Origin of the sequence: Alkalibacterium sp. 20 (assembly GCF_001885615.1) — a bacterium.
GTDB lineage: Bacteria > Bacillota > Bacilli > Lactobacillales > Carnobacteriaceae_A > Alkalibacterium.
On record NZ_LSRN01000057.1, the window covers coordinates 1 to 13,299 of the forward strand.

A 13,299-nucleotide genomic window follows, 5' to 3' on the forward strand; every position below is an offset into this window, starting at 1 on the left:
AGCTCAGAATCATCTTTTTGACATACTTAACGAACCAGTTAAGGCAATGGATGTTAGAAAGATACGAAACTTATCGAATCATAAAGCGAAACAATATTATGATCATTTAGAAGAACTCGGGTATATAGAAGTGATTGGGAGGAACCCAAAAACACACAAGTTAACTGAAATGATAATCTCAAATATTGATTAAATAACTAAATGGTGGGAAATGGAGTTTTGAAAAAGAAGGAATCAAACAGTGGTTAAAAATAAATTATTCGAGAATATGGAAGGAAGACAAAACAAAAGAGGTTATCCATAAAGAATAACCTCAATTGAATCCCTAGCCCAGTGATGTAGAACCAGTGTAAATATTAATGTTCTTTATATTGATATTGATTGATTCTGATTAATGACAAAATGCTGATTTACCCTGTGGTTATGCACTTTATACTAGTTGTTGATGCTAGTTAAAAGGCATAGTTTAAAACCAGTAGGGACCATTGATTTGACAGGCTTTCTTAAGTGTTGTGTGTTTACTTTGTTACCCTAAGGGTCAGAGATAAACAATTTCGACATTTGAGATAGCCTCTTTTAATTTCTTATCCCAATTCTCTGTTAAGTGAGTGTATACTTTTTAAATCGTTTAGTATCTGTATGACAGACATGCTAAGTAATAAGTTTTGCATTAACACCATTTTCTACCATCAATGTATGAATTTACGTCTGAATATGTGTGTAGTTAGATTTTTGTCTGAGGTTAGGTTAATGCGTTTCAGTTTCTTATCCATTATTATAAGAGAATAAGTGTTATCGAATTTTGTTCTAAACAACAACGTGTTCTTTTTATCTAAATTCAGGTTCATCATCTTCAGTTGATCATATTGAATTTGCTCATGAATCAAACACAGTGTGTCATCATTAATATTGATGATGCGCTTTTTATTGTTTTTAGGTAAAGTATAAATCTTATTATTTCTGTCGTAGCTATGATTAACATGTATTCTCTTATCCTAGTAGTCAATGGTAATCGTTTCGCTAAATCTCAAATCGGTAGCAGCCCGTATTTTATATAATCTAACTTCTGATACATTTAAACGTTGAATCTTTATTTTCTGTGACAAGGTTACATCAGAAATGAAACCGTACTCAATACCGAAAGAAATAATCTGTGTAATTAGTTTCTTTTTAGATTTGACCGTTTTATAGACTGAATTTTTTTCAAATTCTTTTAAAGAGAAAATGATTGATTGTTGTAGCAGTTAAATTACTTTATTTGATTTTACCAAACGATTCTATGTCTGTATTTAAAAGGTGCTTTTTTACCTTATAAGTGGATTCACGGACACGCTTTTTAAAAACATATCTTTCTCGGCACGTTTGTTATTCTTACTATTAGTGATAGATACTTTAACGTTGATTATGAGTTAAGGGATTTTCATAGCAATCAACATATTTATACTTACCATTGTCTAATTTTTCAATACACATGGCTGACTACTGCCACTAGATTTTACCAGGGGCGCCAAGTTTTTTACCAGTAATTGCCAGTAAGTGTACCACTGGTTGCCAGAGAATGTACCACATATAAAACAACCCCACAACCATGCTAATTAAAGATGGCTATGGGGTTGTTTATGTAATCCGATGGATTACTATATAATTATTTTGATTTATTATAGAAAAATTAAAAGTTGTTAGAAAGACCCAAGCGTTCACGCATGGAAGCTTCTCCATCAATTGTAATCGTATAGGAATTATGAACGATTCGGTCAATGACGGCTTCGCCTATTGGTCCACTGCCTAATTTGGAATGCCAACCTGACGTGTTGAATTGAGTACAAAATATGGTGCACGATTTCTTATCACGTTTTTCAATCAATTCCATTGTTAAATAAAGCTCTTCTTCCGTCAAATCGTGTAAAAGCCATTCGTCAATGATAAGCAGTTCTTTCTTCGCGTACTTTCGCATTAATTTTTTATAACTATCATCCGGCTGATTTTTCGCTATTTTAAATTCATCAAGTAATTCAGGTAGACGTACATACTGAACAGTGTAAAATTGACGACACGCAGCTATCCCCAAGGCACAAGCTAAATATGTCTTGCCGGCTCCAGTCGCACCCATAAGAATAATGTTGTTCTTATTTTCTAAGTAGATTCCACTTGCTAAGCGATGAATCTCTTGTTTAGGTAACCGACGATCCTCAAAATATTGAATCTCTTCAATAGAAGCAGAAGGGAATTCTAAAGCTGCTTGAGCTATCAATCGCTGAAGTTTATTGCTTTTACGACGAGCATGTTCTCTATCAATCATTAACGTAAACCGCTCATCAAAGTCCATCTTCTGGTATTGTTTACTTAAAAACTGATCTTTATATGCTTCAGCCATGCCGCCCATTTTCATTTCTATTAACTTACTAATTGTTTCTTCATTCATCATTTGATTGTCCTCCATAATAAGCTGCTCCACGTGTAAATCCATGGTTTTGGTTTACTTTGTCTATGGCTTGCTTTATTTGATTTTCTTCCAAGTGTTTTTGATTTGTCTGTAACGTTGTTTTAATTAACGAGACCGTCGGTCTTTTTGTAACATCTAGTACCATCTGACTTGCTTTCTCTAACTCATATTTTGTATATTTACGAAGGATTTTTTTGAGAGAAAAGATCGAATTAATTGCCTGTTTTTCTGCAACTGAGTTCTCCAGTAAGAGTTCTACTACATTTAATGTGGCTCGACCGATTTCTTTTGCCCAAGCTAAGGCATTCTCTGGTGTTTGATTCATATAAAGCTTGTGGTTGTCGGGCATATGATCTGGGTTGGTAGACTGTTGCCCATATTTCCCATATAATCGAGAATGAGAAGCGATTCTCATGTGGTTATAGAAAACTTTAATCAAATGATCAGTGACTTTCACGTCCACCTGTTGGCTGATATATTCATATGGAACAGAGTAAAATTGACTTCTAACAGAAACGTGATAGTCGGGCTGGACTTTAACAATTAGCCATTCGGACATTTGATAAGGTGTTAATGGAAGAGGTGAAAGGTAGGCTTTCTCCTCTTCTAAAAACGCTGACCATCTGGAGCCTTCACGTTTCGTAAAGTTACGGTGGTTAAATTCTTCTAGCTTTTCTCGAGCGACCTGATTCCATTCATCAAGTGAAAAGCAGGTGGTATGTCTTAAAGATGCAATGATCCATGTCGAAATGGTCCGTACGGATCCTTCAACGCTAGCCTTATCCTTTGGTGCTTTTACTCGAGCAGGAATAACAATGGTTCCGTAATGGCTGGCCATATCTTTATACGTGGGATTCAAAATCAATTCATTTCGAGTATTTTTTTGAACACCAGTCTTTAAATTATCGGGAACGAGAATTTCGGTCACGCCTTCAATATACTCATATGCGTGACGATGAGCGCTTATCCAAGAGGATAGATTCATAGATAGAAATCCTTCCACGTAAGAGTATTGGCTATTAGGAAGAGTCGCCACGAATACATAAACTTTCACTTTTTCACCTGTATCTCTATCGTTAAGAACCCCAGTAGAACCCGTCCAGTCGACTTCAAGGATTTCCCCAGGTTTCCGTTGAATACGCATCGTTGCCTTGTGCTTTTGAGCGAAGTTTCGATAGTGACGTATAAAACTACGATAAGAATAGGGAATAGCTTTTTCAGATCGACATTGTGCCTCATACTCATAGTGCAGTAATGTCAACGTCACATTTTTCTTCGCCAGTTCTTTATGAACATATTCAAAATCGATCGGTCGATAACCTGATCCCTCCATTGACTTCTCCGGAAACAAACAGTCTTCAAGCCATTTATCTGTTATTTCTTCAGATAAAGGACATGATATCTTCTCTCGTTCCGCAATCTGTATCACTTCCGTTATTTTTTGTCGCGAGTGTCCGGTCGCTGCACAGATACTGCGAAGTGAAAAGCCGTCGGCTTTCAACTCCAACACTTTCCGATATTGAAACATAAAAAAACCTCCATATAATAATGTCACGCTGTGGGATAATCATCCCAAAAACGTGCTCTTTTATTATACAGAAGTTGGTTAGTGGTACATAGGTTGTCAATCAGTGGTAAATTTTGTGTCATAGGGTGGTAAAAAACTTGTCAGTGATGGTACATTTATATGGCAGTAGTCACATGGCCAAGCCGCCTTATTGCAAATACAAAACATAATAGCTTTTTTTGGTATAAAATTTGAGACCTCCCTCGTCGTTAAGATCTAGATATTTCCTTTTCCCACCGCTTATGTATCCATTCACTTCACCATTTAACATATCATGTGGAATATATTCTTTTTTAACCGTTCCTACTTTTGCATCGTTATACATCACAGCACAAGTTTTTTTTTTTGGACTAACCATAAACCCTGATACTTTATGGTTAGTTATTTCAAAGACAGGGTTCTGCAATGTTCTCTCTTGAGATTTTATTTCTTTATTCGTTAATCCTTCGAACGGTTCCCCGGAATATTTTTCGTTTTTCATTATTTTCTCAATTTCTTTTTGTGTAAGAGCACTTGCTTTAATCTTCTTTGATGTCATTTTCTTTTTAAACAAATTAAATAAACCTACTTTTATCCCTCCATTATTATAATTCTATTTCTATCTTTAACGCTTTGCCCACAATACGTGCTGGGTTATCTTCATTAACTACATACGGGTATAGTTTTCATTCAATGGTTGAAAAATTTAGTGTTACCTTGTTAGTAAACTTTCTTTAATGTTGTTTCTTCATCAGTTATTAACTGATGAAGAAGCGATTTCTCCGTTTCTACATCTTCTCATGTTCTGCCTAGAAAAAATGACCCGTCTGGTATTTTAGGCTCCATGCTGTCACCAATAGCCTCAAAGAAAAACAGCTCTTCTATTGGTAAATTTTTTTCGGTACCGTTCGATAATCAAGTACATTTTCTATAGCAGTGATTGGATCTCCGCAATTGATTTTCCCTAATATAGGAATATCTACTAATTCTTTAACCAGTGTGATGTTGATTTTATCTTCCCAACCCTTTAAATATAAAGGGGGTGCATTTAAAGCTTCGACCAACGCTTCAATAGTATCGTTCTTTAGGCTTTTGGATATTCCTAGATTCGTATCTCTGTACCGTAGCTTCTGTTAGCTAGTTCAAGTGAAGTCATTTTTCTAGCTTCTCTTACTTTTTTAATCTTTGTGAAAAACTCATAATAGAATTAGTAGTAGATAATCAAAAATTCGCCATGGTTGTAGCCATAGCAGAGTTACTCAAAGCACTTAAAAAAATTCTAAGTAACGAATTTCAGAACTATTAAGTACATAATCTTTTTTGCCGAAGAAGTGATAAGTAATGTTTGATCCTAATCCTAAACATTCTAGATTATCTTTGGTAATAGTGTATTTACCATTGAAACTATATTTTATCTCTTTAAATTCAGGAACTTCGATTAAGTTGCCGTTTATCAAATAAATAATTTAACAAAGTCTCATCCACCTCGCTTTCTGTATAAAAATAATAAAAGGAATTATCTCTTTTTCCATTTATTTATTTTGTGTTTTGTAGGTGGAAGTCTATCTCCCTGATCAATCGTAGCGTGGTTACCATCTTTGATTTTACCACCACGTGGGCCTACTTCCTCGTACTTACCAGCGGGTTTATCGTCTTCACCCAGTTTATATAGTTGGTGCATTCGTTTTACCTCACTTTCATTAGTGAATTTATAAACATATATATATTATCATTATTATATCAAGTCATAACGAACGCCACAACAGATAGTTTTTATTTAACAACATTATATATATTGTAAGAGGGTGATGTTTAAAAAAATAATTATGTTAATCAAAGAAAATAAATTAACAAATAGACAAATAGTAGTGAAAGTAGGAATAGTCACACTGGTGATTTATAAAATCGTTAACGGGAAAAAGAAAGATATTAACTTCAGCATTGCTTGTAAATCAGCGGATGCTTTAGGCATTAGTTTAGATGTATTAAGAGAGGAGAAGTTGGATGAATGAAATAGCTTTATCAAACAAACTGAAGCAAATTGAATTTTGAAATCAACTATCACAAATAAATCATCGGGTAATCGATATGGGAGATAGTAAGACGAGTAAAATATGAAAAAGAAAGAGAAATAGCTCATGGAGAATTTAGCCAGTGGTTAGAAGAAGTTGGAATTAATGATCGAGAAGCTAACCGCATGATGAAAATGGCAAATGAACTTCCAAATTTGTCAACGTTATCGAATTTAGGTAGCACTGCTTTATACCTGGTAGCAGCCCTAACTGAAGAAGAAAGAGAAAAGAACATAAAACATTCATTGGAGAATTGAAAACACCAAATCAAATGACTATGAGAGAAATTCAAGAGTTGAAAAAGCAACTCCAACTAAAAGAAAAGAAGATAGCAAGTCTCACAGATATCATTGATGAGTTAGCTGAAAGGGGATTAGAAGTCATGGAAAAGATAGTTCACCTATCAGATTATGAAGGACTGAAATCAGAGAACGAGCTACTTAGTGATGCGCTGAAAGAAGAACAGAAACAACGTCAGGAAGAAATCATTGAATATCTAAAACGTTAGAACAACAGTTTGAAAACAATCAAAACAGCTGAGAAGCTTCAGCTAGATGCTGAAATAAGTGTGTACACCTTGATCAATAATCTCATCTGGTGTTTTACAGATCAGTATTTGACGAATAATGATGTGGGATTCATTGCTTCAGTGAGTGATAAGACTAAAGAGAAACAGGTCTTAAAATCACTAATTCTATTCAACCGCTGAAAGGAAAGATAGATTGTTTGAGTCAGAGGATCATAATGGAATTCAATAATATTGAAATTTTATTTCAACTATATTTATAAAAAAAGTAAATGAAATTTATGAAGAACAGAATTCTAATATTAAATAGACAAACTGAGGTGCCACCGCTTTAGTAGGGATATTACTACCGATAATTTTGCGGTTTTTCTCATGAAAAACCCTTGCTCATTTATGCAAGGGTTGTGTAAAAGTTAGTGAGAACTATCTTGACTGCTGTCTAAAAGTAGTGAGAACAATCTAATCCCTTTGTGATTAGCGGAGATTAAAAAGCATTTACCTGCATGATTTTCTGAATACCCTGATTCCACAACGAAATGGCTAGCACGGATATTCAAGAAACGATCATCTTCTTCTGTCAGCATGTATACCTCACTGGCATGGAAGCTGTTCATGTCGAATATATCTTCTTTACTCATTTCATAAATAGACTTGGCATCGATGATTTTTTCAAGGCTTTTTAAGTAAGTTTTTATTATTTTTTGCATAAAAATTCCTCTCTTATTTGTTTTGAATAGTTTACTATCTTAGTATACACCGTTTTGCTTTTTCTGCTATAGGTCATATCATTATTTAAAGACATTCAAATAGATATTCATATTTTTAAGGGATCTTGTTATATAACCGTTTAATAGACTATTAATTGATTCCGGTAGTGGACTATAACTGGATAAGCTTATTTTTTTGACGGCGTATGTCCTGCTAGTATGTCCAATATCGTATCACCTATCAATAAAAAAAATGATAACGGATACAACATTGTTGAGTTAAAAATTTAATAGTGATACGATTAAAGAGCTTAGAAAAAATTGTGGATCAAGCTTTTGAAGGTAGTTAGATATTAAGAGGAGGAAAAGATTGTATGGAATACACTAGTTTGGGACGAACCGGATTGAAAGTCAGTAAACTATGTTTAGGAACAATGAATTTCGGTCCTTATACGAGTGAAAAAGATGCCTTTGCTATAATGGACAGAGCACTGGATGTTGGGATCAACTTCTTTGATACGGCAAATGTTTACGGTGGTAAGGGTCAAAGAGGACAAACAGAAGAAATCATTGGTCGCTGGTTTGCACAGGGAGGCGGCCGGCGAGAAAAAGTCGTTTTGGCGACTAAAGTTTATGGTGGTATGGAAGATGAAACCGATGGACCAAATCAGGAACGCGGACTTTCTGCTTACAAAATCCGCCGACATTTGGAAGGCTCCCTAAAACGTCTGCAGACTGACCATGTTGAGCTGTATCAAATGCATCATATTGAACGCCATGCACCGTGGGAAGAAATATGGGGTGTGTTTGAATCGTTAGTGGATCAAGGTAAGACGTACTATATTGGATCAAGCAATTTTGCAGGTTTCCACCTTGTTCTTGCTCAAGCTGCTGCAGAGAAACGGAATTTTCTTGGACTGGTATCTGAACAGCACAAATATAATTTATTATGCCGACTTCCAGAATTGGAAGTACTTCCAGCTGCCAAAGAGTTGGGTATCGGGGTAATTCCCTGGAGTCCATTAGGCGGAGGCTTGCTGAGTGGGAAGATTCTTGATCCAGATCCTGGTTCCAGAAGTGAAAAGCGGGCAGCTGAGCTTTCTGATCAGGAACGCCATCAGTTAGAGGACTATTCCAAGCTATGTAAAGAACTTGGTGAATCTGAACCAAACGTTGCTTTGGCGTGGCTGTTAGCTAATCCGGCTGTGACAGCGCCTATTATCGGTCCGAGAACAATGGACCAATTGGAACAGGCACTCAAAGCTCTTGAAATCAACCTCACAGAGGATGTTATGCAGGAACTGGACAAAATTTTCCCTGGCCCGGGCGGTCATGCTCCGGAAGCCTATGCCTGGTAAGGTGTGCCAAAAAGAGTTTCATTACTAAAAGTAATACTGACGGGTCAGAAATTACTGATTTGATCACGGTTAATCCTTTTATAAATAAGCTTATTGCTATTGATCAATCTCAATAGTGATAAGTTTATTTTTTTGTTATTAACGTTTACTCAATTCGTCTTCACTTTTTTTATTTTGATTGTGTTAGTATAAAGGTATTATTTGTTCTGAAAGAAGGAGGATTACATGGCTACTTTATTCATACTGATGCTTGAAAGTGTGGGGTTAATCATTGTTTTAGCCTATTTGCTCTTAAATATTCCTTATTTCAAAAGGGTACTGATGAAGAGAGAACGATGGAGCAGTAAAGTGCAGCTTATAGTCATATTCAGTCTGTTTGCTTTCATATCAAATTATACGGGTGTTGAAATAGGAGAAAACCAACAGATCATCAATCAATTATTTACACCCCTCGATGCCAACTCTTCTCTGGCAAATACGCGTGTTTTAACAATCGGTATTTCCGGGTTGATCGGTGGTTCTCCAGTGGGAATCGCCGTGGGTATCATATCAGGAATCATTCGTTATCTTCAAGGGGGGAGTGGTCCTCATATCTATTTGATTTCTTCAACATTGATTGGTATATTCTCCGGATTGTTTGGAGATCGATTTATCGGAAAAGGAATGTTTCCTAGGCCCGTGGATGGTATATTCATTGGTACGCTGACAGAGCTCGTTCAAATGGTAAGCATCCTTATTTTAAGTACAAATACGCAGGAAGCTTACCAGCTGGTCCAGCTCATTGCTCTGCCGATGATCATGACAAATAGTATTGGTATGGCGCTCTTTTTATCGATCATTCGCTCTTTTAATAAGCTCGAACAAGAAACACGTGCGGTACAGACGCATGCGGTGCTGGAACTGGCTGAAGCAACTTTGCCTTATTTCCGTTCAGGTTTGAATGAAGATTCTTCCTCTAAAGCAGCGCGCATTATTCACGAAACGATGAAAGTATCGGCAGTCAGCATTACGGACAAAGACACGATCATGGCCCATGTCGGAGCTGCGAGCGATCACCATAAACCGCCTCACTCCATTGTGACCGATCTGTCAAAAGAGGTCATTGCTACGGGATTACTAAAAGAAGCAAGGTCCCGAGAAGAGATTGGCTGTCATGTTGAAGGGTGCCCTCTGGAAGCGGCGCTCGTCATCCCTTTAAAAGTCCGAAATGAAGTGCGTGGGACACTGAAATTTTATTTTACTGACAAAAATCAATTGACCTATGTAGAGAGGCAGTTGGCAGAAGGACTGGGAAAAATCTTCTCGAGTCAGCTAGAATTTGGGGAATTAGAAATGCAGAAACGACTGATGCAGGACGCGGAAATCAAGTCACTGCAGGCTCAGGTAAATCCGCATTTCTTTTTCAATGCCTTAAACACGATCTCTGCACTGATCCGCATTGATAGTGAAAAAGCCCGGGATCTTCTCTATCAATTGAGTGCTTTTTTTCGATCAAATTTACAAGGCGTTCGTCAGAATTTAATAACGACAGGAAAAGAGCTTCAGCAAGTGGATGCTTACTTGAGTTTGGAACAAGCGCGCTTTCCTAATCGTTACCGTGTGACAAAAAATATAGATGAAGACTTGCTCGATTATGCTATTCCTCCTTTTATGATACAGATCCTCGTTGAAAATGCTATCAAACATGCGTTTGTTGGAAAAAAAGAAGATAATGAAGTCGTTATCAGCATAACTGAAGAAGCTGATTATTTACGTGTTGAAGTCAAAGACAATGGTATTGGGGTCGATCCAGATATTCTGAAAGATTTAGGAAAAAAAGAGATTCAATCGTCAGAAGGAACAGGCTCTGCTATTGAAAACCTGAATAGACGATTGGTCAGCCTGTTTGGAGAGGTTGCCGAGCTCAATTTTCAAACAAGTGATGAAGGGACAAGCGTCGTCAGTCATATACCAAAAAGGAGAGACTAAGCGATGAATGTATTGATAGTCGAAGACGAATACCTTGCACGAGCAGAGTTAAGTCATCTGATAAAGAAGCATGAAAAAGTGAAGGCTGTTTTTGAAGCTGAATCAATTGAAGAAGCATTCAAAGCGCTGCTCTCGAATCAGGTGGAGATCATTTTTATAGACATTCATCTAACCGACGAAAGCGGAATGACCCTGGCTGAACAGATCAAGAAAATGGAAAATCCACCCGTGATTATTTTTGCAACTGCTTATGATCATTATGCTGTGGAAGCATTTGAGAAGAATGCCAGAGACTACATTTTGAAGCCTTTTGAAGAAAAACGAGTCCTCCAGGCGTTAAATCGCGCATTTGATTCTATCGAGGAAACATCAAAGCCTCCTGAGAAAGAAAAAGTTGTGGAACATGCTTCGATAGAAAAAATACCGGTACAGACGGAAGACCGCATATACATGTTCTCAAGACATGAGCTGCTATTGATAGAAGCAATACAAGGTAAAACAGTTGTTTATACGAAAGATAATAAATTGGAAACGCGTGAAACACTCCAGTCGTGGCAGGAAAAGCTGGAACCTTATTCCTTTATGCGGATTCATCGATCCTACTTGGTCAACTTAAAGGCTATAACGGAAGTAGAACCATGGTTCAATCATACGTTTAAGCTCACGCTTAATAATTCTTTAACTGTTCCAGTAAGTCGGTCATACATCAACAGCTTTCGTGAACGATTCGGTTTATAATGTTTTTCATCTGATTATTTATGCAAGTCATCACTGAAAAAGTGCATTTCACCTCGAAATGCACTTTTTTTCTATGTTTTTCTATACACTGTGAGTAACTATAACGCTTACAAAAAATGGAGGAACATAATAATGATGACATTAATTGGTGGTATCTTACTGTTGATTCTCGGCTATTTCACTTATGGTCGATATATAGAAAAGAATTTTTCGATTGAACCGGATCGGCCGACGCCGGCAGAAACACTTCGAGATGGGTATGACTTCGTACCGATGCCCAAGTGGAAGAATGCGATTATTCAACTATTGAACATCGCAGGAACAGGACCCATATTCGGACCCATAATGGGAGCCTTGTATGGTCCGATCGCTTATCTATGGATCATCATCGGAGCCATCTTTGCCGGGGCCGTTCATGATTACATGATTGGAATGATTTCTCTGAGAAATGGCGGGGCTCATTTACCTGAACTGGCGAGTAAATATTTAGGAAAACCCTTGAAACATGTGGTAAATATCTTCGCAATGTTACTATTGTTGCTAGTCGGAACAGTATTTGTAACGTCACCGGCTAATTTGATTTTATACTTTACGCCGAGCTGGATGACGGTAGGTATGATTACGGCATTAATATTCATTTACTTTATCATTTCAACTGTTTTACCTATAGATAAAGCTTTAGGTAAAATCTACCCTATCTTCGGTGCTATTTTGATCATCAGCACGGTCGCTATCGGTATAAGCTTGATGACGGGTGGACATACGTTACCCAACCTGAATGCTAGTTCATTAACCAATATACATCCGGATGGGACACCTATTTTCCCAATTATTTTCTTTACCATATCATGTGGTGCAATCTCAGGGTTCCATGCAACACAGTCACCCATGGTTTCACGCACGAGTACGAACGAAAGAGAAGGACGTTTTGTTTTCTACGGTATGATGATTGCAGAAGGGGTCATTGCGATGATTTGGGCAGCGGCATCCATGGCACTGTTTGACGGTCAGACATTGAGTCAGATGATCGCGGCAGGAACACCATCTGCTGTTGTGAATCAGGTTTCTGTCTTACTGTTAGGTAATATCATGGGAACTATTGCTATCATCGGTGTTATCGTTTTACCTTTATCTTCAGGCTTGTCAGCGTTTAGAAGTTTACGTACGATTCTGGCAGAGTATTTAAATATTAAACAAGATACGGTGAAAAAAATTCTAATGGTCACCTTACCGCTTTATGCGATTTCCTTCGTATTGACACAAGTAGATTTCAATCTGCTATGGCGTTACTTTAACTGGGCAAACCAGGTTACAGCGGTTATTTCTCTACTCGTATCAACACGTTACCTGTACCTTAAAGAGAAAAATTATTTGGTCACATTCGTTCCAGCGATTTTCATGCTGTACGCTGTCGTTGTGTATATTGTCAGTCAGCCAATCGGTTTAGGTCTTGAACTAGGATTAGTGACACACGTAATTTCCTCTATTGTGTCAGTTGGACTACTTGTATTGTTCTGGAATTCCGGAAAAAAACAAAAAGAAGATCTCTTACCCGATTCCCGTTTGCTGAACGATCACCTAATTTATCCTGCACCAATTCCTGCTGGGGTAAATTAATTAAATATATATAAACCGCCTTACCATTACAGTCGTTTAGACTTAATGGTAAGGCGGTTTTTTTAGTGTAAAGGGAACGGAATAGCAGATTGCGTGCCCTTCGTGAGATTGAATGGTCTGGACCCCAAAAGTTAGAGTGAAAATCTTACTATTTGGAGGGAAAATCGATGAAATATTACACTTACTCATTCAAACTTAAACTTAAACTGGTTAATGAATACCTCTCTGACGATCCTACTTTTACAAGCTTAGCCAAAAAGCACGGGATGTCTTCGTCATCCATTATCCAGACTTGGGTTCGTCTATATGAGCAATACGGAAAGA

General features: G+C 37.2%; 15 protein-coding genes. 10 read left to right on the forward strand and 5 right to left on the reverse strand.

Annotated elements, in window-relative coordinates; translation table 11 throughout:
• The coding region (locus tag AX762_RS13025; RefSeq protein WP_218162505.1) for a hypothetical protein at nt 1-193 on the forward strand (193 nt) is incomplete at its 5' end.
• A gap of 1,476 nt (nt 194-1,669) precedes the next feature.
• Here AX762_RS13025 and AX762_RS09805 read toward each other — a convergent pair.
• The 4 genes from AX762_RS09805 to AX762_RS09825 all read right to left on the reverse strand — a co-directional run bounded on the left by AX762_RS09805 (nt 1,670) and on the right by AX762_RS09825 (nt 5,670).
• The gene (locus AX762_RS09805) at nt 1,670-2,425 is read right to left on the reverse strand and encodes an ATP-binding protein (RefSeq protein ID WP_177244085.1); all 756 of its coding nucleotides are present in this window, start codon (nt 2,423-2,425) and stop codon (nt 1,670-1,672) included.
• The gene (gene istA, locus AX762_RS09810; protein WP_071848960.1) at nt 2,415-3,971 is read right to left on the reverse strand and encodes an IS21 family transposase; all 1,557 of its coding nucleotides are present in this window, start codon (nt 3,969-3,971) and stop codon (nt 2,415-2,417) included. The genes AX762_RS09805 and istA overlap by 11 nt, the downstream gene beginning before the upstream one ends.
• A gap of 187 nt (nt 3,972-4,158) precedes the next feature.
• Nucleotides 4,159-4,563, reverse strand: a complete 405-nt coding sequence (locus AX762_RS09815; RefSeq protein ID WP_071848961.1) for a hypothetical protein — start codon at nt 4,561-4,563, stop codon at nt 4,159-4,161.
• Between the two features lie 942 nt (nt 4,564-5,505).
• Nucleotides 5,506-5,670 (reverse strand): YjzC family protein, encoded by a 165-nt coding sequence (locus AX762_RS09825; protein WP_071848963.1) that lies wholly within the window; start codon nt 5,668-5,670, stop codon nt 5,506-5,508.
• A gap of 127 nt (nt 5,671-5,797) precedes the next feature.
• Here AX762_RS09825 and AX762_RS09830 point away from each other — a divergent pair, with 127 nt between their 5' ends.
• The 4 genes from AX762_RS09830 to AX762_RS09845 all read left to right on the forward strand — a co-directional run bounded on the left by AX762_RS09830 (nt 5,798) and on the right by AX762_RS09845 (nt 6,770).
• Nucleotides 5,798-6,001 carry a hypothetical protein gene (locus AX762_RS09830; protein ID WP_071848964.1) on the forward strand — a complete coding sequence of 68 codons (204 nt, stop codon included), beginning with the start codon at nt 5,798-5,800 and terminating at the stop codon, nt 5,999-6,001.
• An 83-nt stretch (nt 6,002-6,084) separates the two neighbouring features.
• Complete coding sequence (locus AX762_RS13425) at nt 6,085-6,318, forward strand: hypothetical protein (RefSeq protein WP_371261673.1); 234 nt, start codon at nt 6,085-6,087, stop codon at nt 6,316-6,318.
• A complete protein-coding gene (locus AX762_RS09840) occupies nt 6,315-6,569 on the forward strand; it encodes a hypothetical protein (protein ID WP_071848965.1) in 255 nt (84 codons plus the stop codon). The genes AX762_RS13425 and AX762_RS09840 overlap by 4 nt, the downstream gene beginning before the upstream one ends.
• A 9-nt stretch (nt 6,570-6,578) precedes the next feature.
• Nucleotides 6,579-6,770 (forward strand): hypothetical protein, encoded by a 192-nt coding sequence (locus AX762_RS09845; RefSeq protein ID WP_071848966.1) that lies wholly within the window; start codon nt 6,579-6,581, stop codon nt 6,768-6,770.
• A gap of 230 nt (nt 6,771-7,000) precedes the next feature.
• Here the strand turns inward: AX762_RS09845 and AX762_RS09850 are convergent, their stop codons facing one another.
• On the reverse strand, nt 7,001-7,294 hold the full coding sequence (locus AX762_RS09850) for a hypothetical protein (RefSeq protein ID WP_071848967.1): 294 nt from the start codon (nt 7,292-7,294) through the stop codon (nt 7,001-7,003).
• Nucleotides 7,295-7,668: 374 nt separating this feature from the next.
• On the opposite strand from AX762_RS09850, the gene AX762_RS09855 reads away from it, so the two are divergent.
• The 5 genes from AX762_RS09855 to AX762_RS09875 form a co-directional block, all read left to right on the forward strand.
• The gene (locus AX762_RS09855) at nt 7,669-8,652 is read left to right on the forward strand and encodes an aldo/keto reductase (RefSeq protein WP_071848968.1); all 984 of its coding nucleotides are present in this window, start codon (nt 7,669-7,671) and stop codon (nt 8,650-8,652) included.
• A 225-nt stretch (nt 8,653-8,877) separates the two neighbouring features.
• Nucleotides 8,878-10,620, forward strand: a complete 1,743-nt coding sequence (locus tag AX762_RS09860; protein ID WP_071848969.1) for a sensor histidine kinase — start codon at nt 8,878-8,880, stop codon at nt 10,618-10,620.
• 3 nt (nt 10,621-10,623) lie between these two features.
• Nucleotides 10,624-11,358 carry a LytTR family DNA-binding domain-containing protein gene (locus tag AX762_RS09865; RefSeq protein ID WP_071848970.1) on the forward strand — a complete coding sequence of 245 codons (735 nt, stop codon included), beginning with the start codon at nt 10,624-10,626 and terminating at the stop codon, nt 11,356-11,358.
• A gap of 132 nt (nt 11,359-11,490) precedes the next feature.
• Nucleotides 11,491-12,975 (forward strand): carbon starvation protein A, encoded by a 1,485-nt coding sequence (locus AX762_RS09870; RefSeq protein WP_071848971.1) that lies wholly within the window; start codon nt 11,491-11,493, stop codon nt 12,973-12,975.
• A gap of 167 nt (nt 12,976-13,142) precedes the next feature.
• On the forward strand, nt 13,143-13,299 hold a 157-nt coding region (locus AX762_RS09875; RefSeq protein ID WP_143139347.1), incomplete at its 3' end, for a helix-turn-helix domain-containing protein.